Source organism: Pseudomonas grandcourensis (assembly GCF_039909015.1).
Lineage (GTDB): Bacteria > Pseudomonadota > Gammaproteobacteria > Pseudomonadales > Pseudomonadaceae > Aquipseudomonas > Aquipseudomonas grandcourensis.
The window spans coordinates 792,687-819,101 of the sequence record NZ_CP150919.1; the positions used below are offsets into that span (position 1 = coordinate 792,687).

The following is a 26,415-nucleotide window of genomic DNA, read 5'->3' on the forward strand; positions in this document are numbered from 1 at the left end:
GTGCGAAGTGTCGATCAAAACGCTCTGGCGGGCAAGCCCGACCCGACCAGACGAAGAGTAACCCCTGTAGGAGCGTGGCGTTTACCAGGGAATGGTTTCACCCCGGTAATTGATGAAGTGATGTCCGCCCTTGCCGACATACGCATTCACCTGATCGACCAGGCCACGGGTGCTGGTTTCCACATCGATGTCCGCGCCTTCACCACCCATGTCGGTTTTCACCCAGCCCGGGTGCAGCGACAGCACGGTGAGACTGGTTTCGCCCAACTGAGTGACGAAGCTGCTGGTCATGGAATTCAGCGCCGCCTTGCTGGCCTTGTACAGGGCCAGTTCCGGCGCATCGGGCATGGTCACGCTGCCCAATACCGAACTCATGAACGCCAGCACGCCGGTGTCCGGTCGCAGTTGCTCGACAAAACGCTCGGCAAGGTTGATCGGCGCCACGGCGTTGGTGAAAAACAGCTGGCCGACCTCGGCCATTGTCGCGCCGCCGTTCGGCGTCTGGACCTCCGGCCCCTTGACTCCGGCATTGACGAACAACAGATCGAACACTTCACCTTTGAGCTGTTGGTTCAAGGCGATCACCGCCTGCTGATCGTCCATGTCGAGCTTTTCGATCCGCACCTTGCCCTGAGCCTGCAAGGCTTCGGCTTTTTGCGGATCGCGCACGGTGGCGGTGATTTGCCAGCCATCGGCCAGCAGGGTTTTCACCAGCCCGAGGCCAAGCCCCCGGGAGGCGCCGATGATGAGTGCGGTTTTTGCCTTGGACATGAGTGGCTTCCTTGAAAGTTCAGGATCGTGGATTCAATGGACACTGTTGCCCGAGCCGTTGTTGCAACTCCTCGCGCAGCGCGCCGAGTTCGGCCATGCGGGCTTCGATCAGTTTGAGTTTGTCTTGCAGCAGTTGCGTGACGGCGCTGTCCGGATCGGGTGACTGCCAGATTGTAGCGACGCTGTTGCCGATCTCGCCAAGGGTAAAGCCCAGTCGTTGAGCGGTCTTGATGTACTGCACCAATTGCACCATGTCTGGCGGGTAGTCGCGATACCCGTTGGCGCTACGTTGCGCCGCAATCAACCCGCGCTGCTCGTAAAAGCGCAGCGTGTCGCGGCTGACGGCGCTGGCCTGGGCTAATTCACCGATGCGCATCATGACGTCTCGAGGGGGCTTGACCCTGGAGCATACTCCAGGCTTTAGCCTTGTTGCTCCCTGAATTGATGGAGCAATGTCGATGTGGACTACAGCGCAATATCGCCGGTTGGTGCAAGGCAGTGCCTGGTATGACCTGATCGTGACGGTCGCGTTTGTCACACCGTGGAGTTTTGCCGCGTTGCATGGGCTTTTGACGGGGTTGAGTCGGGCGTTGAGTTTGCCTGGCGAGCTGCCAGCGTTCGAACCGGTGCACATGTTGATGGCGAATCTGCTGGGGTCGATTGTCTGCGTATGGTCGGTGCTGCGGATTCGTGATCCGCAGCAGGTTTATGGGCGGTATGACGCCGTGGCCAGATTCCTGTTCTCGGCCTGGCAGGGTTATGCCCTGATCCATGGCGCGAGTTCGCTGCTGGTGGGTTTTCTGGTGTTTGAATTGGCGTGGGGCATTGCTCAAGTGTTGCCTGTTCGGACGCCATCGCGAGCAAGCTCGCTCCCACAGGGTTTGCGCCAGACCCATTAATTGCGGCGGACACAGTTATGTGGGAGCGGGCTTGCTCGCGATGAGGCCAGACCAGTCAACCACTAATGCCCAGCCTGCCACGGCTGCCCCAACGACACCGGCGCATACAACCGTGTCCGCAGCGCATCCCGTGACAGCAGCACCAGCACCACAATGGTCGCGACATACGGCAACATCGCCAGCAGACTCGACGGAATCGCCAGCCCCAATCCCTGCGCCACCAGGTGCAGGATGCTGGCGAGCCCGAACAGGTACGCGCCGAGCAGCAGGCGCCACACCCGCCAACTGGCGAACACCACCAGCGCCAGGGCAATCCAGCCGCGCCCGGCGCTCATGTTCTCCGCCCACATCGGCGTGTACGCCAGGGACAGGTAAGCCCCGGCCAACCCGGCCATCGCACCGCCGAACAACACCGCCAGGGTCCGCACCGCCAACACAGGCAAGCCCATGGCGCTGGCCGCATCGGGGTTTTCCCCGACCGCCTGAATGATCAGCCCGACGCGGCTTTTCAGTATCACCCAGGCCACCAACGCAAACAGCGCGAACGACAGATACACCAACAGGTCCTGGGCAAACAGCATCCGCCCGATCAGCGGGATCTCACTCAAATACGGAATCGCCATCGGCTCAAACCCCGCCAGCGGCTTGCCGACCCACGCCGCACCGACGAAGGTAGACAGGCCCACGCCGAAAATTGTCAGGGCCAGACCGGTGGCCACCTGATTGGCGTTGAACACCAGCGCCACCAAGGCGAACAGCGACGACAACAGCATCCCGGCGAGCATCGCCAGCAACACGCCGAGCCACAGGTGGCCGGTGTTGAACGCGACGATGAAACCGATCACCGCGCCAAACAGCATCATGCCTTCCTGGCCCAGGTTGAGGACGCCGCTTTTCTCGCAGATCAGTTCGCCCAATGCCACCAGCAGCAACGGCGTACCGCAGCGGACCATGGCGTAGAAAATATTGCTCAGCAGGTCGATATCCATCACAGCGCTCCTGCTTGTACGGCGGTGGTTTGTGCGCGGCGGGTCCAGCGCAGGTTCAAGCGCGGTCGGTAGAGAATCAGCACATCACTGGCCAGCAGGAAAAACAGCATCATGCCCTGGAACAATTGGGTGATCGCTTGCGGCAGGTTCAGGCTCATTTGTGCGTTTTCGCCGCCGATGTACAGCAGCGCCATCAACAGGCTGGAAAACAGGATGCCGATGGGATTCAGCCGTCCGAGAAACGCCACGGTGATTGCCGCATAGCCGTAGCCCGGCGAGACCTGCGGCACCAGCTGGCCGATGGGGCCGCTGACTTCGCACACACCGGCAAGCCCCGCCAGGCCGCCGCTGATCAACAGCGCGAGCCAGATCAGACGCTTCTCGCGAAAGCCGACGAAACCGGCGGCACGCTTGTCCAGCCCGAGCACTTTGATCTGGAAGCCGACAAAGCTTTTCTGCAACAACACCCACACGGTCACCAACGCGAGCAGGGCGAAATAAACCCCGGCGTGGACCCGGCCATCTTCCATCAGCAGCGGCAAGCGGCTGGCGTCGCCGAACATCGCCGATTGCGGAAAATTGAAACCTTCCGGATCTTTCAGTGGACCGTGCACGCAATACAGCAAAAGGTTCAGGGCGATGTAATTGAGCATGATGCTGGTGAGGATCTCATTGGCGTTGAAGCGTGTGCGCAACCACGCCGTCAGCCCGGCCCACGCAGCTCCGGCCAAGGTGCCGGTGAGCAGGATCAGCACCAGCGCCCAGCGGCTTTGCATATCGATGATGTTCACCGCCAGCGCACTGCCGGCCAACGCACCGAGCAACAGTTGACCTTCGGCACCGATGTTCCAGATGCGCGCCTGATAGGCGACGGCCAAGCCCAATGCGCAGAGCAGAATCGGCAGGGCTTTGACCAGCAATTCGGAGACGCCATACAGGTCGCTGACCGGCGCGATCAGCAAGGTGTGCAAGGTCAATAGCGGGTCGTGCCCGAGCGCGATAAACAACAAGGATCCACAGCCCAGGGTCAGTGCAGCCGCCAACAACGGCGAGCACCACAGCATAAGGCGCGATTGCTGGCCGCGGGGTTCAAGGGAAAGCAGCATGTGACACTCCGTTAACGCGTGGCGGATGCGAGTGATTGAGGGGCGCCGAACTGGCCGGCCATCCAGCCGCCGACATCGCTCAGGCGGGTATCGACGGTGGCGTGGAGCGTCGACAGCCGACCGCCGCACAAGGCGCCGAGGCGGTCGCTGATCTGAAACAGTTCGTCGAGGTCTTCGGAGATCACCAGGATCGCCGCGCCGGCATCGCGCAAGGCAATCAAGGCGCGGTGAATGGTGGCGGCCGCGCCGACGTCCACGCCCCAGGTCGGGTGCGCGGCGACCAGCAATTTCGGTTGCTGAAGGATTTCCCGGCCGAGGATGAATTTCTGCAAGTTGCCGCCGGACAGGCTGCGGGCCGGGGTTTGGCTATCGGGTGTCTTGACCCCGAAACGGCGGATGATTTCCTCGGCCAGTGCTTCGACTTTGCCGCGCTGGATCAGGCCGTTGCTCACCAAGCCTTGCTGGAAAGCGGTCAGCAACGCGTTGTCCGCCAGGCTCAACTCCGGCACCGCACCATGACCCAGGCGTTCGGCGGGAACGAACGCCAGGCCGAGTTGGCGGCGAGCATCGGGACGCAAATGGGCGACGGGCTCCTGACCAAAACGAATCGTCGCGCTGGCGTTGCGGGGCAACAGTTCTTCGCCGCTGAGCAAGGCCAGCAACTCATCCTGGCCATTGCCGGCGACACCGGCGATGCCGACAATTTCACCGCGGCGCACTTCAAGGTCGATGTTGGCAAGCGAGCAACCGAACGGGTCCGGGTTGTGCCAGGACAAGCCACGGACATCAAGGAATGCATCACCTCCAGTAACCTTCGGATAGTCTGCGATCAACTCCGCCGCTTCACCGACCATCAAGCGCGCCAGTTGCTGATCCGAACACTCGGCCGGCACGCAATGCCCGGCTACCCGACCGCCTCGTAACACCGTTGCGCTGTGGCACAACGCACGCACTTCCCCGAGCTTGTGGCTGATGAACAAAATGCTGCAGCCTTCGGCGGCGAGCCGGCGCAGGGTGACGAACAAGTCGTCGGCCTCCTGCGGCGTCAGCACCGAAGTCGGTTCATCGAGAATCAACAGGCGGATGTCCTGCATCAGGCAGCGAATGATTTCCACCCGTTGCCGTTCACCGATCGACAGGCTGTGGACAAGTCGCTCCGGTTCCAGCGCCATGCCGTAGCGCCGGGACACCTCGCGAATCTTCGGCTCAAGCTGTCTGGGTGTGCCTGCCGCCGCGCCCATGGCCAGGGCGATGTTCTGCGCCACGCTCAGGGTTTCGAACAGCGAGAAATGCTGGAACACCATGCCGATTCCCAAACCCCGGGCCTGGGCCGGGTTGCGTAGGCTCACCCGCCGGCCTTGCCAGATCACCTCGCCGGAATCGGCGTGGGTGACGCCGTAGATGATCTTCATCAGCGTGCTTTTGCCCGCGCCGTTTTCCCCGAGCAGGGCATGGATCTCGCCAGGGGCAATGGTCAGGTCGATGGCATCGTTGGCCAGGCAGCCGGGGTAGCGTTTGCTGATTCTGCGCAGTTGCAGGCGCGGAGCCGGATCGGGGATTGGAGCGTGATTGGGCATGACAGGCTCAGTGCTGTTGGACTTGTGCCTGTGGATAAAGCAATTTTCTGGCCACTAGGTCAGGAAAACGTCGAAGCCCTGTGACCAGAGGCGTTGAGTACGCAGCTTTCAGATGTGCCACGCAGAGCCCGGCACCACATGGGGGCAATGGCGCAAATCAAGCCCCGATTTCGCTCGTGGGGTTTTGCTCAAAAAATGATCAATCGACCACAAGCCATACCGTGCAGGGCGCCGGGACGGCCATGAACGGGTTATCCACAGATTGCTCCACAGTATTTGTGCGCAAGCTCAAAGCACGGGCATAAGCACTGAGTGGCTTTCTTCTAAAGGCGATAAACCGTTGTAACTGTTTGTTTTTATTTGATTTTGATGTGCTTGATGGCAGATTGGACGAAAATTGAGCAAAGTCCGCAAAGCCGCATGACAGAAGGGTTACAGCGGTGTGTGCTCAGGTTATCCACAGCCGGGTGCACAGCAGATGTGGGCAAATATGGAATAAGTGAAAAAACGGCGTGCCCCAAAAAATCGCAGCCTTGTGCTGAAGCTTTTTAGCGCTGCAGCAAAATACGTCCGCGACTCAAATCCGCCAGTTGTGACTGCAAGGTGTCGATCTGTGCATCGCCTACGGCCAACTGCAATTCGACACCATTGGCGGTGAAGCTTTCATCCACGACCAATCCACCGGCCTCCGCCACCCGCAGCTTGACCAGGGCCAACTCGGCAAATCCGCACGCGCAACGCAGCGGCACCCGGCTGATCAGCTCGATCTTCGGCGCCGCCTGCAGGCATTTGTTTGCCCCCCCGCCATAGGCCCGGGCGAGCCCCCCGGTGCCCAGTTGGATGCCGCCATACCAGCGAATCACCAGCACCGCGACCTGATCGCAATCCTGCGCCTCGATCGCCGCCAGAATCGGCCGGCCGGCGGTACCGCCGGGCTCGCCATCATCGGTGCTGCGATACTGATCGCCGAGCTTCCAGGCCCAGCAGTTGTGCGAGGCATTCAAGTCACTGTGCTGTTCAATGAACGCCTGGGCCTCGGCCGGGCTTGCGATCGGCGCGGCGAAGGTAATGAAGCGGCTCTTGCGAATCTCTTCGCGGTATTCGCAAAAACCGCTGAGGGTAAATGGCATACGTACCTGAATGGCTACTTAGATGGCAGGTTTCAGGCCGCAGCCCTTGAGAATGATGCGGATCAGGTTGTCCCCGGCGTCTTCCATGTCCTGTTTGGTCAACCTGGTACGCCCGGTGACGCGGCAGATCTGCGTGGCGAAGTCGGCGTAGTGCTGGGTGCTGCCCCACAACAGGAAGATCAGGTGCACCGGATCGACCGGGTCCATTTTACCGGCGTCGATCCAGGCCTGGAACACGCCTGCACGGCCCTGGAACCAGGCGCGATAATCCTGGTTGAAGTACTCGGTCAGGCATTCACCGCCGCTGATGACCTCCATGGCAAAAATCCGCGAGGCTTGCGGCTGGCGTCGGGAGAACTCCATTTTCGCGCGAATGTAGAGGGTCAACGCTTCGGCCGGGTCATCCTCGGCGGTGAGGGTGTTGAAGGTGCTGTCCCACAGCTCAATGATGTTGCTCAGCACTGCCACGTACAAACCGAGCTTGTTGGTGAAGTAGTAATGCAGGTTCGCCTTGGGCAGCCCGGCATTCTGGGCGATGGTGTTCATGCTCGTGCCTTTGTACCCGTGACGGGCGAACTCGTCTTCGGCGGCTTTGATGATGGTCTCTTCGTTTTTCTGACGAATGCGGCTAACGGGTTTTCCGCCGTGGGCAGGGACTTCAAAGGTCATAGGCACTTCCGAGAAGATGAGTGGGTGCGGCCAGTGCGTTGATAGCGTACCCACCGGCTTCAGACAAGGCCTCACACAATAAAACCCTACCCCGCTCCCACAGTTTTCAACGCGTCGTCGCGAGACTCTCGAGAAAACTCTCCAGCACCAGATGGGGTCGACGCCCCTTGCGGGTGACTGACGCCAGGCTCAGGTCATAGAAACGCGTTTTGGCTTTCAACGCTCGCAATCGACCCTGCTGCACCCAAAGGCTCGCGTAGTGATCCGGCAGGTAACCGATGTAGCGCCCGGTCAGGATCAGGAACGCCATGCCCTCGCGGTCTGACGCGCTGGCGGTGCAATTGAGCGCCTGGTAGTGAGCCTGGATCTCCGCCGGCAAACGGAAGGTGGGCGCGATGGCGTCCTGACTGTTCAGGCGTTCGTCGTCCAGTTGCTTGTCGTCGACATAAAACAGCGGATGGCCGACCGCGCAGTACAGCAACGAACGTTCGCTATACAGCGGTTGATATTCCAGCCCCGACAGCGCGCTGGCCTGCGGCACTACGCCGACGTGCAGGCGACCGTCGAGCACGCCTTGTTCGACTTCATTGGGCGCGATCATGCGGATCTGGATCTGCACGTCCGGGCCGCGTTCTTTCAATTGCGCGAGGGCATGGGTGATGTGCATGTGGGGCAGGGTGACCAGGTTGTCCGTCAAACCAATGATCAATTCGCCGCGCAAGTGTTGGTGCAGGCCGTTGACCTCGGTGCGGAAGCTTTCCAGCGCACTTAACAGTTGCAACGCCGATTGATAGACCTCGCGGCCTTCTTCGGTCAGCGAAAACCCGGCACGTCCCCGTTGGCACAGGCGCAGACCAAGGCGTTGCTCCAGATCGCTCATCTGCTGGCTGATCGCTGAGCGACCGATGCCCAGCACGGTTTCCGCCGCGGAGAAGCCGCCGCATTCCACCACGCTGCGAAAGATCTTCAGCAGGCGAATATCAAAGTCGCTGACCTGGGCCAGCGGATCGGGACGGCGAGCGCTCATGCGGGTTACTCAAAAGTTTAGTAATGGGCTGACTGAACATTAGAAGAGTTGCATTTCACCGACTTTATCTCCGTGGCAATTTAGCTGCAACAACGGTTTTCAATCCTTACGCCGCTTATTGCCTTGCGAGGTTTTGCCCATGAACTTGCCTGAAAACGCCCCGACTTCCCTGGCCAGCCAGCTCAAGCTCGATGCTCACTGGATGCCTTACACCGCCAACCGCAACTTCCAGCGCGATCCACGCCTGATCGTTGGCGCCGAAGGCAGCTGGCTGATCGACGACAAGGGCCGCAAGGTTTATGACTCGCTGTCCGGTCTGTGGACCTGTGGCGCCGGGCACACCCGCAAGGAAATCCAGGAGGCGGTCGCCAAGCAGTTGGGTACCCTCGATTACTCGCCAGCCTTCCAGTACGGCCATCCGCTGTCGTTCCAACTGGCTGAAAAGATCACCGACCTGACCCCGGGCAACCTGAACCACGTGTTCTTCACCGACTCGGGCTCCGAGTGCGCTGACACCGCAGTGAAGATGGTCCGTGCTTACTGGCGCCTGAAGGGCCAGTCGACTAAGACCAAAATGATCGGCCGTGCCCGTGGTTACCACGGTGTGAACATCGCCGGCACCAGCCTCGGTGGCGTGAACGGCAACCGCAAGCTGTTCGGTCAGGCGATGATGGACGTCGATCACCTGCCGCACACTTTGCTGGCAAGCAACGCTTACTCCCGTGGCATGCCGGAGCAGGGTGGTATCGCCCTGGCTGACGAACTGCTGAAGCTGATCGAACTGCACGATGCGTCGAACATCGCCGCTGTGTTCGTCGAGCCATTGGCCGGTTCCGCTGGCGTGCTGGTTCCACCACAGGGTTACCTCAAGCGTCTGCGTGAAATCTGCGATCAGCACAGCATCCTGCTGGTGTTCGACGAAGTGATCACCGGTTTCGGCCGTACCGGCACCATGTTCGGCGCCACCACCTTCGGCGTGACCCCGGACCTGATGTGCATTGCCAAGCAAGTCACCAACGGTGCGATCCCGATGGGGGCGGTGATTGCCAGCTCCGAGATCTACCAGACCTTCATGAATCAGCCGACGCCTGAATACGCGGTGGAGTTCCCTCACGGCTACACCTATTCCGCGCACCCGGTGGCTTGCGCCGCTGGCCTGGCAGCACTCGACCTGCTGCAAAAGGAAAACCTGGTGCAGAGCGTGGCCGAAGTCGCACCGCATTTCGAAAATGCGCTGCACGGCCTCAAAGGCACCAAGAACATCATCGACATCCGCAACTTCGGCCTGGCCGGCGCGATCCAGATCGCCCCACGTGACGGCGATGCCATCGTGCGTCCGTTCGAAGCCGGCATGGCGCTGTGGAAAGCCGGGTTCTACGTACGCTTCGGCGGCGACACCCTGCAGTTCGGCCCAACCTTCAACAGCAAGCCGCAGGACCTGGATCGTCTGTTCGACGCGGTCGGCGAAGTGCTGAGCAAGATCGACTGATTTCTCCTTCTATATACCTATAAACAACGGGCGCTCGGGAACGAGCGCCTGTGGACAACTTTTCAGGAGCTTCCATGAGCGTTATTCCGCATTTGATCAATGGCGAACTGGTGACCGAGAACGGTCGCGCGGTTGATGTGTTCAACCCGTCTACCGGTCAGGCTATTCATAAGTTGCCGCTGGCGACCCGCGAAACCATCCAGAGCGCCATCGACGCGGCCAAGGCTGCATTCCCGGCCTGGCGCAACACGCCGCCGGCCAAGCGTGCCCAAGTGATGTTCCGCTTCAAGCAACTGCTGGAGCAGAACGAAGCTCGCATCTCGCAATTGATCAGCGAAGAGCACGGCAAGACCCTGGAAGATGCTGCCGGTGAATTGAAGCGCGGCATCGAGAACGTCGAGTTCGCTTGCGCGGCTCCGGAAATCCTCAAGGGCGAATACAGCCGTAACGTCGGCCCGAACATCGATGCCTGGTCGGACTTCCAGCCGCTGGGCGTGGTTGCCGGTATCACGCCGTTCAACTTCCCGGCCATGGTGCCGTTGTGGATGTACCCGCTGGCGATCGTCTGCGGCAACTGCTTCATCCTCAAGCCATCCGAGCGTGACCCGAGCTCGACGCTGCTGATCGCCCAGTTGCTGCTGGAGGCTGGTCTGCCTAAAGGCGTAATGAGCGTGGTGCACGGTGACAAGACTGCGGTGGACGCATTGATCGAAGCACCGGAAGTCAAAGCGCTGAGCTTCGTTGGTTCGACGCCGATTGCCGAATACATCTATTCCGAAGGCACCAAGCGCGGCAAACGCGTTCAGGCCCTGGGTGGTGCGAAGAACCATGCGGTGCTGATGCCGGATGCGGATCTGGATAACGCCGTCAGCGCACTGATGGGCGCAGCCTACGGTTCTTGCGGCGAGCGTTGCATGGCGATCTCGGTTGCCGTGTGCGTGGGTGATCAGGTGGCCGATGCATTGGTGGCCAAACTGGTGCCGCAAATCAAGGCGCTGAAAATCGGTGCCGGTACCAACTGCGGCCTGGACATGGGCCCACTGGTGACTGGCCAGGCGCGCGACAAGGTCAGCGGTTATGTAGAAGACGGCGTAGCTGCCGGCGCGACTCTGGTGGTGGACGGCCGTGGCCTGACCGTCGCTGGACACGAGGAAGGCTTCTTCCTGGGTGGTTGCCTGTTCGATAACGTCACGCCAGAGATGCGCATCTATAAAGAAGAGATCTTCGGGCCGGTGCTGTGCGTTGTTCGGGTCAACAGCCTGGAAGAAGCCATGCAACTGATCAACGATCACGAATATGGCAACGGCACTTGCATCTTCACCCGTGACGGCGAAGCTGCGCGGTTGTTCTGCGACGAGATCGAAGTCGGCATGGTCGGTGTCAACGTACCGCTGCCGGTGCCGGTGGCTTACCACAGCTTTGGCGGCTGGAAGCGTTCGCTGTTCGGCGACCTGCACGCCTATGGCCCGGATGGCGTGCGTTTCTATACCCGCCGCAAAGCCATCACCCAGCGCTGGCCGCAGCGTGCGAGCCATGAAGCTTCGCAGTTCGCCTTCCCTAGCTTGTAAGTAGAAGGGCGCAGAAGGCCGACCCATTGGGTCGGCCTTTTTGTTTTCGGGGCTTTTTTGCCTTATATGACAGAATTGTGAAAATAGCTGTTGACGGCAGATTCCAGGTGTCTATAATTCGCCCCACTTCCGGCGCAGTCGAAACGGAAAACTCCTTGGTAAACAACGAGTTACGCAGTTTTCGGCAGCGGGTTGCTTCAGGTCATCGAAGCCGAAAGGGAGTTGAAAAAGAGGTGTTGACAGCAGCGTGTAACGCTGTAGAATTCGCCTCCCGCTGATGAGAGATCTGAAGCGCAAGTGGTTGAAGTTGAAAAGGAAACTTGGAAAACTTCTGAAAAATACCACTTGACAGCAAATGAGGCTGCTGTAGAATGCGCGCCTCGGTTGAGACGAAAGATCTTAACCAACCGCTCTTTAACAACTGAATCAAGCAATTCGTGTGGGTGCTTGTGGAGTCAGACTGCTAGTCAACAGATTATCAGCATCACAAGTTACTCCGCGAGAAATCAAAGATGTAACCAACGATTGCTGAGCCAAGTTTAGGGTTTTCTCAAAACCCAAAGATGTTTGAACTGAAGAGTTTGATCATGGCTCAGATTGAACGCTGGCGGCAGGCCTAACACATGCAAGTCGAGCGGATGACAGGAGCTTGCTCCTGAATTCAGCGGCGGACGGGTGAGTAATGCCTAGGAATCTGCCTGGTAGTGGGGGACAACGTTTCGAAAGGAACGCTAATACCGCATACGTCCTACGGGAGAAAGCAGGGGACCTTCGGGCCTTGCGCTATCAGATGAGCCTAGGTCGGATTAGCTAGTTGGTGAGGTAATGGCTCACCAAGGCGACGATCCGTAACTGGTCTGAGAGGATGATCAGTCACACTGGAACTGAGACACGGTCCAGACTCCTACGGGAGGCAGCAGTGGGGAATATTGGACAATGGGCGAAAGCCTGATCCAGCCATGCCGCGTGTGTGAAGAAGGTCTTCGGATTGTAAAGCACTTTAAGTTGGGAGGAAGGGCATTAACCTAATACGTTAGTGTTTTGACGTTACCGACAGAATAAGCACCGGCTAACTCTGTGCCAGCAGCCGCGGTAATACAGAGGGTGCAAGCGTTAATCGGAATTACTGGGCGTAAAGCGCGCGTAGGTGGTTCGTTAAGTTGGATGTGAAAGCCCCGGGCTCAACCTGGGAACTGCATTCAAAACTGACGAGCTAGAGTATGGTAGAGGGTGGTGGAATTTCCTGTGTAGCGGTGAAATGCGTAGATATAGGAAGGAACACCAGTGGCGAAGGCGACCACCTGGACTGATACTGACACTGAGGTGCGAAAGCGTGGGGAGCAAACAGGATTAGATACCCTGGTAGTCCACGCCGTAAACGATGTCAACTAGCCGTTGGGAGCCTTGAGCTCTTAGTGGCGCAGCTAACGCATTAAGTTGACCGCCTGGGGAGTACGGCCGCAAGGTTAAAACTCAAATGAATTGACGGGGGCCCGCACAAGCGGTGGAGCATGTGGTTTAATTCGAAGCAACGCGAAGAACCTTACCAGGCCTTGACATCCAATGAGCTTTCCAGAGATGGATTGGTGCCTTCGGGAACATTGAGACAGGTGCTGCATGGCTGTCGTCAGCTCGTGTCGTGAGATGTTGGGTTAAGTCCCGTAACGAGCGCAACCCTTGTCCTTAGTTACCAGCACGTAATGGTGGGCACTCTAAGGAGACTGCCGGTGACAAACCGGAGGAAGGTGGGGATGACGTCAAGTCATCATGGCCCTTACGGCCTGGGCTACACACGTGCTACAATGGTCGGTACAGAGGGTTGCCAAGCCGCGAGGTGGAGCTAATCCCACAAAACCGATCGTAGTCCGGATCGCAGTCTGCAACTCGACTGCGTGAAGTCGGAATCGCTAGTAATCGCGAATCAGAATGTCGCGGTGAATACGTTCCCGGGCCTTGTACACACCGCCCGTCACACCATGGGAGTGGGTTGCACCAGAAGTAGCTAGTCTAACCTTCGGGAGGACGGTTACCACGGTGTGATTCATGACTGGGGTGAAGTCGTAACAAGGTAGCCGTAGGGGAACCTGCGGCTGGATCACCTCCTTAATCGACGACTCAGCTGCTCCATAAGTTCCCACACGAATTGCTTGATTCATTGAAGAAGACGATAAGAAGCAGCCCGAAATTGGGTCTGTAGCTCAGTTGGTTAGAGCGCACCCCTGATAAGGGTGAGGTCGGCAGTTCGAATCTGCCCAGACCCACCAATTTTGTGTGGGAAACGCCTGTAGAAATACGGGGCCATAGCTCAGCTGGGAGAGCGCCTGCCTTGCACGCAGGAGGTCAACGGTTCGATCCCGTTTGGCTCCACCACTAACTGCTTCTGATTGTATAAAGCTTAGAAATGAGCATTCCATCGAGACGATGGTGAATGTTGATTTCTAGTCTTTGACTAGTTCGTTCTTTAAAAATTTGGGTATGTGATAGAAAGATAGACTGAACGTTACTTTCACTGGTAACGGATCAGGCTAAGGTAAAATTTGTGAGTTGCTCTTAGGAGCTCAATCGAATTTTCGGCGAATGTCGTCTTCACAGTATAACCAGATTGCTTGGGGTTATATGGTCAAGTGAAGAAGCGCATACGGTGGATGCCTTGGCAGTCAGAGGCGATGAAAGACGTGGTAGCCTGCGAAAAGCTTCGGGGAGTCGGCAAACAGACTTTGATCCGGAGATGTCTGAATGGGGGAACCCAGCCATCATAAGATGGTTATCTTGTACTGAATACATAGGTGCAAGAGGCGAACCAGGGGAACTGAAACATCTAAGTACCCTGAGGAAAAGAAATCAACCGAGATTCCCTTAGTAGTGGCGAGCGAACGGGGACCAGCCCTTAAGTGGCTTTGAGATTAGCGGAACGCTCTGGAAAGTGCGGCCATAGTGGGTGATAGCCCTGTACGCGAAAATCTCTTAGTCATGAAATCGAGTAGGACGGAGCACGAGAAACTTTGTCTGAATATGGGGGGACCATCCTCCAAGGCTAAATACTACTGACTGACCGATAGTGAACTAGTACCGTGAGGGAAAGGCGAAAAGAACCCCGGAGAGGGGAGTGAAATAGATCCTGAAACCGTATGCGTACAAGCAGTGGGAGCCCACTTTGTTGGGTGACTGCGTACCTTTTGTATAATGGGTCAGCGACTTATTTTCAGTGGCGAGCTTAACCGAATAGGGGAGGCGTAGCGAAAGCGAGTCTTAATAGGGCGTCTAGTCGCTGGGAATAGACCCGAAACCGGGCGATCTATCCATGGGCAGGTTGAAGGTTGGGTAACACTAACTGGAGGACCGAACCGACTACCGTTGAAAAGTTAGCGGATGACCTGTGGATCGGAGTGAAAGGCTAATCAAGCTCGGAGATAGCTGGTTCTCCTCGAAAGCTATTTAGGTAGCGCCTCATGTATCACTGTAGGGGGTAGAGCACTGTTTCGGCTAGGGGGTCATCCCGACTTACCAAACCGATGCAAACTCCGAATACCTACAAGTGCCGAGCATGGGAGACACACGGCGGGTGCTAACGTCCGTCGTGAAAAGGGAAACAACCCAGACCGTCAGCTAAGGTCCCAAAGTTATGGTTAAGTGGGAAACGATGTGGGAAGGCTTAGACAGCTAGGAGGTTGGCTTAGAAGCAGCCACCCTTTAAAGAAAGCGTAATAGCTCACTAGTCGAGTCGGCCTGCGCGGAAGATGTAACGGGGCTCAAACCATACACCGAAGCTACGGGTATCACTTAGGTGATGCGGTAGAGGAGCGTTCTGTAAGCCTGTGAAGGTGAGTTGAGAAGCTTGCTGGAGGTATCAGAAGTGCGAATGCTGACATGAGTAACGACAATGGGTGTGAAAAACACCCACGCCGAAAGACCAAGGTTTCCTGCGCAACGTTAATCGACGCAGGGTTAGTCGGTCCCTAAGGCGAGGCTGAAAAGCGTAGTCGATGGAAAACAGGTTAATATTCCTGTACTTCTGGTTATTGCGATGGAGGGACGGAGAAGGCTAGGCCAGCTTGGCGTTGGTTGTCCAAGTTTAAGGTGGTAGGCTGGAATCTTAGGTAAATCCGGGATTCTAAGGCCGAGAGCTGATGACGAGTGTTCTTTTAGAACACGAAGTGGTTGATGCCATGCTTCCAAGAAAAGCTTCTAAGCTTCAGGTAACCAGGAACCGTACCCCAAACCGACACAGGTGGTTGGGTAGAGAATACCAAGGCGCTTGAGAGAACTCGGGTGAAGGAACTAGGCAAAATGGCACCGTAACTTCGGGAGAAGGTGCGCCGGTGAGGGTGAAGGACTTGCTCCGTAAGCCCACGCCGGTCGAAGATACCAGGCCGCTGCGACTGTTTATTAAAAACACAGCACTCTGCAAACACGAAAGTGGACGTATAGGGTGTGACGCCTGCCCGGTGCCGGAAGGTTAATTGATGGGGTTAGCTAACGCGAAGCTCTTGATCGAAGCCCCGGTAAACGGCGGCCGTAACTATAACGGTCCTAAGGTAGCGAAATTCCTTGTCGGGTAAGTTCCGACCTGCACGAATGGCGTAACGATGGCGGCGCTGTCTCCACCCGAGACTCAGTGAAATTGAAATCGCTGTGAAGATGCAGTGTATCCGCGGCTAGACGGAAAGACCCCGTGAACCTTTACTATAGCTTTGCACTGGACTTTGAATTTGCTTGTGTAGGATAGGTGGGAGGCTTTGAAGCGTGGACGCCAGTTCGCGTGGAGCCAACCTTGAAATACCACCCTGGCAACTTTGAGGTTCTAACTCAGGTCCGTTATCCGGATCGAGGACAGTGTATGGTGGGTAGTTTGACTGGGGCGGTCTCCTCCTAAAGAGTAACGGAGGAGTACGAAGGTGCGCTCAGACCGGTCGGAAATCGGTCGTAGAGTATAAAGGCAAAAGCGCGCTTGACTGCGAGACAGACACGTCGAGCAGGTACGAAAGTAGGTCTTAGTGATCCGGTGGTTCTGTATGGAAGGGCCATCGCTCAACGGATAAAAGGTACTCCGGGGATAACAGGCTGATACCGCCCAAGAGTTCATATCGACGGCGGTGTTTGGCACCTCGATGTCGGCTCATCACATCCTGGGGCTGAAGCCGGTCCCAAGGGTATGGCTGTTCGCCATTTAAAGTGGTACGCGAGCTGGGTTTAGAACGTCGTGAGACAGTTCGGTCCCTATCTGCCGTGGACGTTTGAGATTTGAGAGGGGCTGCTCCTAGTACGAGAGGACCGGAGTGGACGAACCTCTGGTGTTCCGGTTGTCACGCCAGTGGCATTGCCGGGTAGCTATGTTCGGAAAAGATAACCGCTGAAAGCATCTAAGCGGGAAACTTGCCTCAAGATGAGATCTCACTGGGACCTTGAGTCCCCTGAAGGGCCGTCGAAGACTACGACGTTGATAGGTTGGGTGTGTAAGCGCTGTGAGGCGTTGAGCTAACCAATACTAATTGCCCGTGAGGCTTGACCATATAACACCCAAGCAATTTGCGCTTAAAAGCCAGATTGCGGTGTGTGAAGACGAAACGAACCGAAAGTTCGGCTGTACTCACAAAAGCAGCACAAAACACCGAAAGCTATCACATACCCAATTTGCTGAAGCGAGGCCAGCCGGCCACGACTCAGTACCCGAATTTCTTGACGACCATAGAGCGTTGGAACCACCTGATCCCATCCCGAACTCAGCAGTGAAACGATGCATCGCCGATGGTAGTGTGGGGTTTCCCCATGTGAGAGTAGGTCATCGTCAAGATTAAATTCCGAAACCCCAATTGCGAAAGCAGTTGGGGTTTTGTTTTTGTCCGCAGGAAAGTTCGCACCGCAACAACGAGCAGGTTCACGCTGTCACCGTCTCCCGACAATGCTAAGGTTCGCCCCTGGCGTTTGTATTTTCCAAGGAAGCCTTTATGCCGGACGCGACGTCCCTCAGTGCTGGTTTTATGGTGGTTCACGGCAACCGCCTGGACGAGTTGCGCAGCCTGGTGGTCAGCTGGATGCGGCGCTATCCGCTGGCTCCCCTGGAGAATGAAATCGCGTTGGTGCAAAGCAATGGCATTGCCCAATGGCTGAAGTTGGCACTGGCGGAAGATTCTGAAGAAGACGACATGGGAGGCTGCGGCATCGCTGCCGCCATCGACGTGCAGTTGCCCGGCAGCTTCATGTGGCAGCTCTATCGCATGGTCCTTGGCCGCGACGAAATTCCGGTCAAGTCCCTGCTCGATAAAGCCCCGCTGACCTGGCGTCTGATGCGCCTGCTGCCGCAGTTGATCAACCAACCGCACTTCGAGCCGCTGCAGCGTTTCCTGACCCATGACACCGACCTGCGCAAACGCTATCAACTGGCTGAGCGTCTGGCGGATCTGTTCGACCAATACCAGGTGTACCGAGCCGACTGGCTCGAAGACTGGGCGGAAGGTCGACATCAAACAAGAAACGCCAGGGGTGAAACCAAAGCCCTTACACCGGCCAATTGCTGGCAGGCAGAGTTATGGCGCGCACTCTTGCTGGATGTGGGAGCAGAAGGCATGGCGCAAAGCCGTGCCGGCGTCCATCAGCGATTTGTCGAGCGCATCAATAACCTCGAAACAGCTCCTAAGGGATTGCCCTCGCGAGTGATCGTTTTCGGGATTTCTTCCCTGCCTGCCCAAGCCCTGGAAGCACTGGCGGGACTGGCACGATTCAGCCAGGTCCTGCTGTGCGTACACAACCCGTGTCGTCACCATTGGGCGGACATCGTCGCCGATAAAGACCTGTTGCGGCATCAATACAAGCGTCAGGCCCGCAAGAGCGGCATGCCGGTAGTGATCGATCCGCAAACCCTGCATCAGCATGCTCACCCGCTGCTGGCTGCCTGGGGCAAGCAGGGGCGGGACTACATCAACCTGCTCGACAGTTATGACGATCCCAACAGCTATCGTTCGGCATTCCGCGACGGGCGCATCGACCTGTTCAGTGACGGTCAGCCGCTGAACGTGCTCAACCAGTTGCAGGACGACATCCTCGAGTTGCGCCCCCTCAACGAGACTCGGGAGCGTTGGCCCGCTATCGATCTTGAGCAGGACGAATCGATCCGTTTTCACATTGCCCATAGCGCCCAGCGAGAAGTCGAGATCCTCCACGATCAACTGCTCGCGCGCTTCAGCGCCGATCCGAAATTGCGGCCCCGGGACATCATCGTGATGGTGCCGGACATCGACAGCTACGCACCGCATATTCGTGCCGTGTTTGGTCAGCTTGACCGCCAGGATCCACGCTTCATTCCGTTTACCCTGGCTGACCAGGGTCAGCGTGGTCGCGATCCATTGCTGATTGCTGTGGAGCACTTGCTCAAGCTGCCTGACAGCCGATTCCCTGTCAGTGAAATTCTCGATCTGCTGGACGTCCCCGCACTGCGCGCTCGTTTTGGTGTCGAGGAGCGTGACCTGCCGACGCTGCACCGCTGGATCGAAGGTGCCGGCATTCGCTGGGGCATGAATGCCGAGCAACGTGCCGGGCTCGGGCTGCCCAATGAACTGGAGCAAAACAGCTGGCGTTTCGGCTTGCGGCGGATGTTGCTCGGTTATGCCGTCGGCAGCGCCAGTGCTTATGAGGGCATCGAACCCTACGACGAGATCGGTGGCCTGGACGCTGCGCTCATCGGTCCGCTGGTTGCGTTGCTGGACGCGCTGGAAGTGGCTCACCACGAACTCTCTCAGCCGGCATCGCCGGGGCAATGGGGCTTGCGCTTGCAGGCTTTGGTGCAGTTGTTCTTCCTTGCCGGTAACGAACACGATGACTACTTGCTGGCCCAACTCGAAGAGCTGCGTGAGACCTGGCTCGAGACCTGCGAGTCCGTCGGGTTGCAGGACGAGTTGCCGCTGACTGTCGTCCGTGAAGCCTGGCTTGCAGGTCTGGATCAGGGTCGTTTGTCCCAACGTTTTCTGGCCGGTGCGGTGAACTTCTGCACCTTGATGCCCATGCGCGCCATCCCGTTCAAGCTGGTGTGCCTGCTGGGCATGAATGACGGCGATTACCCGCGGGCGCAACCGCCGCTGGATTTCGATCTGATGGGCAGTGATTACCGTCCGGGTGACCGTTCCCGGCGCGAAGACGACCGCTATCTGCTACTGGAAGCCTTGCTGTCGGCAAGGGATCAGCTCTACATCAGTTGGGTGGGCCGCAGTATCCGCGATAACAGCGAGCGGCCTGCCTCGGTATTGATCGGCCAGTTGCGTGATCACCTGGCCAGCGGTTGGCGGTTGCTGCAAAGCGACGAGGATCTGCTGGAAGCCATGACCCGGGAACACCCATTGCAACCCTTCAGTGCTCGCTACTTTCACGACGGGGATGAGTCGTTCAGCTACGCCAGCGAATGGCAGGTGCTTCATCAGGCGGTAGAGCAGCAGCCAAGCGCCGAAGTGCTCGGGCCTCACGTTCAGGACGAACCACTGAGTCTCGGTCAGGTGCAGGATTTCCTGCGCAATCCGGTACGGCACTTTTTCAGCCAGCGACTGAAGGTCTTCTTCGAGGCGGCGGAAGTGCCGTTGGCCGATGAAGAGCCCTTTGTCCTGGATGCGTTGCAGCGATACAGCCTCAGCGACCGTTTGCTCGAAGCGGCGCTGGCAGATCCTGGAAATTCCGGGCAGGCACTGGAGGATCAGGCGAAACGATTGCAGAACAGCGGGCTGCTGCCCATGGCCGGATTCGGTGAGTGCCTGCAACGGGAGTTGATCGAGCCATTGCCTGACTTGCTGCAACGCCACCAACAGCTCCTGGCGTTGTGGCCAACACCCCTCAGCAGCGCGTTGCCCGTCAGTCTTGAACTGCAAGGCCTGCACATCGAGGGTTGGCTCAGCGGTCTGCATCAGCGTGCTGATGGTGGTTTGTTGTCTGTCACAACGATCCCCAACAGTATCGGCTCGATCAAGTCGCGCAAATGGCATCGACTGACACGCCCGTGGGTCAATCATCTGATGGCTTGTGCCAGTGGCCTGCCGCTGACCACCGCATTGGTGGCCAGCGACGACAGCCTGTTGCTCGGTCCGCTGGACCAGTCCACTGCGCGGACAATTCTCGGCGACCTGTTGATGGCCTGGCAGTCGGGCATGCGCCAGCCGCTACCGATCGCAGTCAAGACAGCCTTCGCGTGGCTGGGGCAAACCGACCCGATCAAAGCCGAGGCCGCTGCGCGCAAGGCCTATGAAGGGGATGGGCAGACGACGGACGGGGAACGTCGCGAAAGCCCTGCACTGGCGCGCCAATTCGCCGATTACGATGCCTTGGTCGCCGACGAGACGTTCCCCCAATGGTGTGACGCGCTCTATCGCCCGCTTCTTGAAGCACCCTGGCGTTCACTGTCCAGCGAGGAGTCGCGCTGATGAGCACAAAGACACCTCTGGCCCTGGCATTCCCGCTGCGTGGCAGTCAACTGATCGAAGCCAGTGCCGGCACCGGCAAGACGTTCACCATTTCCGCGTTGTACCTGCGCCTGGTGCTTGGCAATGGCGGAGAGGACAGCGGCTTCGGACGTGAGCTGCTGCCGCCGCAGATCCTTGTCGTGACCTTCACCGACGCCGCGACCAAAGAGCTGCGCGAACGCATCCGCACGCGGCTCGCCGAGGCCGCACGCTATTTCCGCGATGAAACACCGGCCCCCGACAGCCTGATTGCCGAGTTACGTGATCAGTACTTGCCCGAGCAATGGCCCGGGTGCGCAAACCGCCTGGACATCGCCGCCCAGTGGATGGACGAGGCGGCGGTGTCGACCATCCACAGTTGGTGCCAGCGCATGTTGCGTGAGCACGCGTTCGACAGCGGCAGCCTATTTACCCAGACCCTGGAAACCGACCACAGCGACTTGCTGGGGGAAGTCCTGCGCGATTACTGGCGGCTGTTCTGCTACCCGATGCAAGGTGACGCCTTGAATTGGGTGCGCAGCAATTGGGGCGGGCCGGCGGCGCTGCTGCCGCGGATTCGTGCGCTGTTCGCCAGCGAGCGGGATGCGCATGAAGGGAAAGAACCCGCCGAAGTTATTTCGCAATGCCTGCAAGAACGACGGGTGGCCCTGATCGAACTGAAGAAGCCCTGGCTACAGTGGGCGGACGAGTTGCTTGTCATCTGTCACCAGGGCGTTGCGACCAAGGCTGTCGACGGTCGCAAGATGCAGGCACGTTATTTCGAGCCCTGGTTTGAAAAGATCAAGGCCTGGGCCGAGGACGAATCCCTTGAGCAACTGGATATCGGCACTGGCTTCACTCGCCTGACCCCGGATGGCATGGCCGAAGCCTGGAAAGGCGAAGCGCCTAGACATCCGGGGCTCGATGCGATGGCCGACCTCAAGGCCTGTCTCGATGGGTTGCCGACACCTGACGCGGCCGTACTGCAACATGCGGCCCGCTGGGTCGGGGCGCGATTCGAGGAAGAGAAGCGCCGTCGTGCGGAAATGGGTTTCGATGACATGTTGCTGCGCCTTGATGCGGCCTTGCAGTCCGATGGCGGCGAACGCCTGGCAACCCTGATTCGTGAACAGTTTCCGGTCGCCCTGATCGATGAGTTCCAGGACACCGACCCGGTGCAATACCGGATCTTCGAGAGCATCTACCGCATTGAAGAGAACAGCCCAGAGTGCGGTCTGTTCCTGATCGGCGACCCGAAACAGGCGATCTACGCTTTTCGCGGCGCCGACATCCATACCTACCTGCGCGCCCGCCAGGCCACCACTGGCCGCCTGCACACCTTGGGCACCAACTTCCGCTCCAGCCATGGCATGGTCAACGCAGTGAACCATGTGTTCGAGCGTGCCGAAGCCCGGGAGTCAGGGCGCGGTGCTTTCCTCTTTCGGCAGAAGAATGGCGACAACCCGGTTCCATTCACGCCGGTTGCCTCCCAGGGCCGCAAAGAAGTCTTGCGCATCAATGACCAGGCAATCCCGGCCTTGAATATCTGGCACTTGCCGGCCGAACAACCGTTGTCCGGTGCGGTGTACCGGCAACAACTGGCGGCGGCTTGCGCCAGTGAAATCACGGCATTGCTCAATGGCGGGCAGCAGGGGCAAGCGGGGTTCACCGAGGGCGGCAAAGCCTTCAGGGGCCTGCTGCCGGCGGACATCGCCATCCTGGTACGCGATGGCAAGGAGGCGCAGGCAGTTCGTGGGCAATTGGCCGCCCGTGGCGTGCGCAGTGTTTACCTGTCGGACAAGGACTCGGTGTTCGCCGCCCAGGAGGCGCATGACGTGCTGACCTGGCTCAAGGCCTGCGCCGAGCCGGATGTCGAGCGACCGCTGCGGGCCGCGTTGGCCAGCATCACGTTGAACCTCTCGTTGACGGAACTGGAGCGGCTGAATCAGGACGAGTTGGCCTGGGAATCCCGGGTCATGCAGTTCCGTGGCTATCGCGAAGTCTGGCGCAAGCAGGGCGTACTGCCGATGCTGCGACGCTTGCTGCACGACTTCCGCCTGCCCCAGGCCTTGATCGCCCGCAGTGACGGCGAGCGCGTGTTGACCAACCTTCTGCACCTTTTCGAACTGCTGCAACAAGCCGCCGCCGAACTCGATGGCGAGCAAGCCCTGATCCGGCATTTGTCCGAGCATCTGGCGTTGTCCGGGCAGGCTGGCGAAGAACAGATCCTGCGTCTGGAAAGTGATGAGCAATTGGTCAAGGTCGTGACCATTCACAAGTCCAAAGGCCTTGAATATCCATTGGTGTTCCTGCCGTTCATTTGCTCGGCGAAACCGGTGGATGGCAGCCGCCTGCCGTTGCACTACCACGATGAATCCGGCAATGCCCAGCTCACCTTGAAGCCGACGACAGAGTTGATTGCCCTGGCTGACGATGAGCGTCTGGCCGAGGATCTGCGCTTGCTCTATGTCGCCCTGACCCGGGCGCAACACGCCTGCTGGTTGGGGGTGGCCGACCTCAAGCGCGGCAACAACAATGGCTCGGTGCTGCATCTGTCGGCATTGGGTTATCTGCTGGGCGGCGGTGCGCCATTGGCCGATTCCCCGGCGTTGCAGCTTTGGTTGCGGGATCTGCAACAGGACTGCCCGGCGCTGGCGTACGCGCAGATGCCTGAAGCAACAGCAGAGCATTACCAGCCACCGCAAAACGATGCGGCGCTGCTGGCTCCGCTGGTTCCGAAACGCAAGGCCAGTGAAAACTGGTGGATCGCTTCCTACAGCGCGTTGCGCATTGGCGACACCCTGAGTGTCGGCACGGACGAGGCGCCGGAGAGCCCGCAGGCGCAAAAACTGTTCGATGACGAACGCCTCGATCCGCTGGCCCCCAGGGAAGTGGTGGCCGGTGGCGGTGATATCCATCGTTTCCCGCGTGGCCCGAACCCCGGCACCTTCCTCCATGGCTTGCTCGAATGGGCGGGGGGCGAGGGTTTTGATGCGGCACCGCAAGAGGTGATCGACGCCATTGCCCGTCGCTGCAACCGTCGAGGCTGGGAGGGCTGGATCAGCACCTTGAGCGACTGGCTGCAGCATCTGCTCAAGTCGCCGTTGCAACTGGGCGGCGGTCAGGCACCGGTGATATTCGGCCAGTTGACGCAGTATCAGGTCGAGATGGAATTCTGGTTCGCCAGCCATAAGGTCGATGTGCTCAAGCTCGATGCGCTGGTGTGCCAATACACCCACAACGGCGTGGCCCGGGTCGCCGCGGAACCGGTGTTGCTCAACGGCATGTTCAAGGGCTTCATCGACCTGACGTTCGAACATGACGGCCGCTATTACGTGGCCGACTACAAATCCAACTGGCTCGGCGTCGATGATGCGGCCTACACCGCGCAAGCCATGGAACAATCGATTCTCGACAACCGTTATGACCTGCAATACGTGTTGTACCTGTTGGCCCTGCACCGCCAGCTCAAGGCGCGGCTCGCCGATTACGACTACGACCGGCATGTCGGCGGTGCGTTGTACCTGTTTTTGCGCGGTACGCGCGCGGCCAGCCAGGGGGTGTTTTTCGCCCGGCCGCCAAGAGAACTGATCGAGCGTCTGGACAGACTGTTCCAGGGCAAGCCAGAACCCAAGGCCGAGCCCGCCTGGGAACAGGGAGTACTGTTATGAATCGCACATTCGCCGATTTGTTGCCCACATCGCTGGCAGCCGAAAGCCTGGCCGATCTGGCGCCGCTGAGTCGTGCCGACGACTTGCTGTTGCTGCTCACGCGCTGGGTCGAACGTGGCTGGTTGCGCGCGCTGGACAAAGCCTTTGTGGCGTTTCTGCATGAGCTGGCTCCGGAAGATGATCCACTGGTGTTGCTGGCAGCCGCGCTGACCAGCCACCAGTTGGGCCACGGGCATGTCTGCCTTGATCTGTTCGAGACGCTGAAAGAACCGGACTTCGCCCTGTCGCTGCCACCCGAAGGTGACGTGCAAAGCGGCGCGATGCTGTTGCCCTCGCAATTGCTGGGATCGCTCGACGGCGCTCATTGGTGCAAGGTGCTGGCCGCCAGCAACCTGGTCGCACTGGCCGCTGACAGTCGTGACAACGTGCGTGACCGGCCTTTGGTTTTATCGGGCAAACGCTTGTACCTGCGCCGCTATTGGGCCTACGAGCGGCGGATCGACCTTTCGTTGCGCGAGCGTCTGACGGAACACGAATCCACGCCGAACGACTTGCTCCAGCGCCTCACCGGGTTGTTTGGTCCTGCCCGGCCGGGGGAAGTGATCGACTGGCAGAAGCTGGCCTGCGCCCTGGCGACGCGCAGTGCCTTCAGCATCGTCACGGGGGGGCCGGGAACCGGCAAGACCACCACCGTCGTGCGCTTGCTGGCATTGCTCCAGGCGCCGGCGGTCGAGGCCGGCATGCCCCTGCGCATTCGCCTCGCCGCACCGACCGGCAAGGCCGCGGCGCGTCTGACGGAATCCATCAGCCAGCAAGTCCGGACCTTGAAGGTCAGCGAAGAAATACGGGAAAAGATCCCGTCCGACGTCACCACCGTTCACCGCCTGCTCGGCAGCCGGCCCGGGACTCGCCATTTCCGCCATCACGCGGGCAATCGCCTGCCGCTGGATGTGTTAGTGGTGGACGAGGCCTCGATGATCGACCTGGAAATGATGGCCAACCTGCTCGACGCCTTGCCGGCCCATGCGCGTCTCGTGCTGTTGGGTGACAAGGATCAATTGGCTTCGGTAGAAGCCGGTGCGGTATTGGGGGACCTGTGTCGTGACGCGGAGGCTGGCTGGTACAGCCCGCAGACCCGCCAGTGGCTGGAAGCCGTCAGTGGCGAAAACCTGCAGGCCAGCGGGTTGCAGGAGGATGCGCAGGGCACTCATCCATTGGCCCAACAGGTCGTGATGTTGCGCCATTCCCGGCGATTCGGTGAAGGCAGCGGCATTGGCCAACTGGCTCGCTGGGTCAACCAGCAGCAACCCGAAGAAGCCCGCAAGTTGTTGTCGGCGCGAAGCCATGACGATGTGTATTGCCTGTCCCTCAAGGGGGAGCAGGACAGGGCCCTGGAACGCCTGCTTCTCGACGGCCACGGTGAGGGGCCGCAGGGTTATCGACATTACCTGAGCGTGCTGCGCAATCAGCGCCCGCCACTGGACAGCCCGCTGGAAGATTCGCGCTGGATTGATTGGGCTCGAGAAGTGCTGCAGGCCTTCGACGCGTTCCAGTTGTTATGTGCCGTGCGCAAGGGGCCATGGGGTGTCGAAGGCTTGAACCAGCGGGTGACGGAGGCATTGCTCAGGGCGCGGCTGATCGACAGCGACCAGCAGTGGTACGAAGGTCGGCCTGTGCTGATGACCCGCAACGATTACGGGCTGGGTTTGATGAACGGCGATATCGGCATTGCCCTCAAGCTCCCGGAACAGGAAGGCCACGGGACTGGAAAACAAGTTCTGCGTGTGGCGTTCCCACGCAATGATGGCCAGGGTGGCGTGCGATTTGTCCTGCCCAGTCGCCTGAATGATGTCGAAACCGTGTACGCCATGACCGTGCATAAATCCCAGGGCTCGGAGTTCGCACATACCGCGTTGATTCTTCCCGATGCCTTGAACCCGGTGCTCACCAAGGAACTGATCTACACCGGCATTACCCGGGCCAAGGACTGGTTCACCTTGATCGAGTCCCGTGCGGGCGTGTTTGAAGAGGCGGTGAAACGTCGGGTCAAACGCTTGAGCGGGCTGATGCTGGAGCTCAAGGACGGCAGCGAGCCGACAGGCTGAA

General features: G+C 59.0%; 14 protein-coding genes, 2 tRNA genes and 3 rRNA genes. 11 read left to right on the forward strand and 8 right to left on the reverse strand.

The annotated features are described in order from the left end of the window. Positions 1-81: 81 nt before the first annotated feature. Positions 82-771, reverse strand: a complete 690-nt coding sequence (locus AABM52_RS03415; protein WP_347910428.1) for an SDR family oxidoreductase — start codon at positions 769-771, stop codon at positions 82-84. A 19-nt stretch (positions 772-790) separates the two neighbouring features. Beyond that, complete coding sequence (locus tag AABM52_RS03420; protein WP_347912579.1) at positions 791-1,147, reverse strand: MerR family transcriptional regulator; 357 nt, start codon at positions 1,145-1,147, stop codon at positions 791-793. Between the two features lie 82 nt (positions 1,148-1,229). On the opposite strand from AABM52_RS03420, the gene AABM52_RS03425 reads away from it, so the two are divergent. Beyond that, positions 1,230-1,670 carry a hypothetical protein gene (locus tag AABM52_RS03425; RefSeq protein ID WP_347910430.1) on the forward strand — a complete coding sequence of 147 codons (441 nt, stop codon included), beginning with the start codon at positions 1,230-1,232 and terminating at the stop codon, positions 1,668-1,670. Between the two features lie 62 nt (positions 1,671-1,732). Here the strand turns inward: AABM52_RS03425 and AABM52_RS03430 are convergent, their stop codons facing one another. From AABM52_RS03430 to AABM52_RS03455, 6 genes are all read right to left on the reverse strand, one after another. Next, positions 1,733-2,659 carry an ABC transporter permease gene (locus AABM52_RS03430; RefSeq protein ID WP_347910432.1) on the reverse strand — a complete coding sequence of 309 codons (927 nt, stop codon included), beginning with the start codon at positions 2,657-2,659 and terminating at the stop codon, positions 1,733-1,735. Then, positions 2,659-3,765, reverse strand: coding sequence for an ABC transporter permease (locus AABM52_RS03435; RefSeq protein ID WP_347910433.1), 1,107 nt, complete (start codon positions 3,763-3,765; stop codon positions 2,659-2,661). Before AABM52_RS03435 ends, AABM52_RS03430 begins: the two co-directional genes overlap by 1 nt. 11 nt (positions 3,766-3,776) lie before the next feature. After that, positions 3,777-5,342 carry an ABC transporter ATP-binding protein gene (locus tag AABM52_RS03440; RefSeq protein WP_347910434.1) on the reverse strand — a complete coding sequence of 522 codons (1,566 nt, stop codon included), beginning with the start codon at positions 5,340-5,342 and terminating at the stop codon, positions 3,777-3,779. 548 nt (positions 5,343-5,890) lie between these two features. Next, on the reverse strand, positions 5,891-6,472 hold the full coding sequence (locus AABM52_RS03445; protein ID WP_347910436.1) for a YigZ family protein: 582 nt from the start codon (positions 6,470-6,472) through the stop codon (positions 5,891-5,893). Positions 6,473-6,490: 18 nt separating this feature from the next. After that, the gene (locus AABM52_RS03450) at positions 6,491-7,141 is read right to left on the reverse strand and encodes a TetR/AcrR family transcriptional regulator (RefSeq protein ID WP_347910437.1); all 651 of its coding nucleotides are present in this window, start codon (positions 7,139-7,141) and stop codon (positions 6,491-6,493) included. A 106-nt stretch (positions 7,142-7,247) separates the two neighbouring features. After that, positions 7,248-8,168 (reverse strand): LysR family transcriptional regulator, encoded by a 921-nt coding sequence (locus AABM52_RS03455; protein WP_347910439.1) that lies wholly within the window; start codon positions 8,166-8,168, stop codon positions 7,248-7,250. A 139-nt stretch (positions 8,169-8,307) separates the two neighbouring features. Here AABM52_RS03455 and AABM52_RS03460 point away from each other — a divergent pair, with 139 nt between their 5' ends. From AABM52_RS03460 to recD, 10 genes are all read left to right on the forward strand, one after another. After that, positions 8,308-9,657, forward strand: a complete 1,350-nt coding sequence (locus tag AABM52_RS03460; protein WP_347910440.1) for an aspartate aminotransferase family protein — start codon at positions 8,308-8,310, stop codon at positions 9,655-9,657. 74 nt (positions 9,658-9,731) lie between these two features. Then, the gene (locus AABM52_RS03465) at positions 9,732-11,225 is read left to right on the forward strand and encodes a CoA-acylating methylmalonate-semialdehyde dehydrogenase (RefSeq protein WP_347910441.1); all 1,494 of its coding nucleotides are present in this window, start codon (positions 9,732-9,734) and stop codon (positions 11,223-11,225) included. A 569-nt stretch (positions 11,226-11,794) separates the two neighbouring features. Further along, positions 11,795-13,331: ribosomal RNA gene (locus AABM52_RS03470) — 16S ribosomal RNA — on the forward strand. Positions 13,332-13,412: 81 nt separating this feature from the next. Further along, positions 13,413-13,489, forward strand: a tRNA-Ile gene (locus AABM52_RS03475). A 30-nt stretch (positions 13,490-13,519) separates the two neighbouring features. Beyond that, positions 13,520-13,595: transfer RNA gene (locus tag AABM52_RS03480), tRNA-Ala, on the forward strand. A 248-nt stretch (positions 13,596-13,843) separates the two neighbouring features. Next, positions 13,844-16,735: ribosomal RNA gene (locus tag AABM52_RS03485) — 23S ribosomal RNA — on the forward strand. A gap of 165 nt (positions 16,736-16,900) precedes the next feature. Continuing rightward, positions 16,901-17,016, forward strand: a 5S ribosomal RNA gene (rrf, locus tag AABM52_RS03490). The 16S, 23S and 5S rRNA genes sit together here with 2 tRNA genes alongside, the layout of an rRNA operon. Before the next feature lie 154 nt (positions 17,017-17,170). Beyond that, the gene (recC, locus tag AABM52_RS03495; protein WP_347910442.1) at positions 17,171-20,620 is read left to right on the forward strand and encodes an exodeoxyribonuclease V subunit gamma; all 3,450 of its coding nucleotides are present in this window, start codon (positions 17,171-17,173) and stop codon (positions 20,618-20,620) included. Beyond that, positions 20,620-24,309, forward strand: a complete 3,690-nt coding sequence (recB, locus tag AABM52_RS03500) for an exodeoxyribonuclease V subunit beta (protein ID WP_347910443.1) — start codon at positions 20,620-20,622, stop codon at positions 24,307-24,309. The genes recC and recB overlap by 1 nt, the downstream gene beginning before the upstream one ends. After that, on the forward strand, positions 24,306-26,414 hold the full coding sequence (recD, locus tag AABM52_RS03505) for an exodeoxyribonuclease V subunit alpha (RefSeq protein WP_347910445.1): 2,109 nt from the start codon (positions 24,306-24,308) through the stop codon (positions 26,412-26,414). Before recB ends, recD begins: the two co-directional genes overlap by 4 nt. Position 26,415 lies beyond the last annotated feature (1 nt).

Coding starts and splice junctions, on each gene's coding strand:
- AABM52_RS03415 (WP_347910428.1), bottom strand. CDS start 771: ATGTCCAAGGCAAAAACCGCACTCATCATCGGCGCCTCCCGGGGGCTT.
- AABM52_RS03420 (WP_347912579.1), bottom strand. CDS start 1,147: ATGCGCATCGGTGAATTAGCCCAGGCCAGCGCCGTCAGCCGCGACACG.
- AABM52_RS03425 (WP_347910430.1), top strand. CDS start 1,230: ATGTGGACTACAGCGCAATATCGCCGGTTGGTGCAAGGCAGTGCCTGG.
- AABM52_RS03430 (WP_347910432.1), bottom strand. CDS start 2,659: ATGGATATCGACCTGCTGAGCAATATTTTCTACGCCATGGTCCGCTGC.
- AABM52_RS03435 (WP_347910433.1), bottom strand. CDS start 3,765: ATGCTGCTTTCCCTTGAACCCCGCGGCCAGCAATCGCGCCTTATGCTG.
- AABM52_RS03440 (WP_347910434.1), bottom strand. CDS start 5,342: ATGCCCAATCACGCTCCAATCCCCGATCCGGCTCCGCGCCTGCAACTG.
- AABM52_RS03445 (WP_347910436.1), bottom strand. CDS start 6,472: ATGCCATTTACCCTCAGCGGTTTTTGCGAATACCGCGAAGAGATTCGC.
- AABM52_RS03450 (WP_347910437.1), bottom strand. CDS start 7,141: ATGACCTTTGAAGTCCCTGCCCACGGCGGAAAACCCGTTAGCCGCATT.
- AABM52_RS03455 (WP_347910439.1), bottom strand. CDS start 8,168: ATGAGCGCTCGCCGTCCCGATCCGCTGGCCCAGGTCAGCGACTTTGAT.
- AABM52_RS03460 (WP_347910440.1), top strand. CDS start 8,308: ATGAACTTGCCTGAAAACGCCCCGACTTCCCTGGCCAGCCAGCTCAAG.
- AABM52_RS03465 (WP_347910441.1), top strand. CDS start 9,732: ATGAGCGTTATTCCGCATTTGATCAATGGCGAACTGGTGACCGAGAAC.
- recC (WP_347910442.1), top strand. CDS start 17,171: ATGCCGGACGCGACGTCCCTCAGTGCTGGTTTTATGGTGGTTCACGGC.
- recB (WP_347910443.1), top strand. CDS start 20,620: ATGAGCACAAAGACACCTCTGGCCCTGGCATTCCCGCTGCGTGGCAGT.
- recD (WP_347910445.1), top strand. CDS start 24,306: ATGAATCGCACATTCGCCGATTTGTTGCCCACATCGCTGGCAGCCGAA.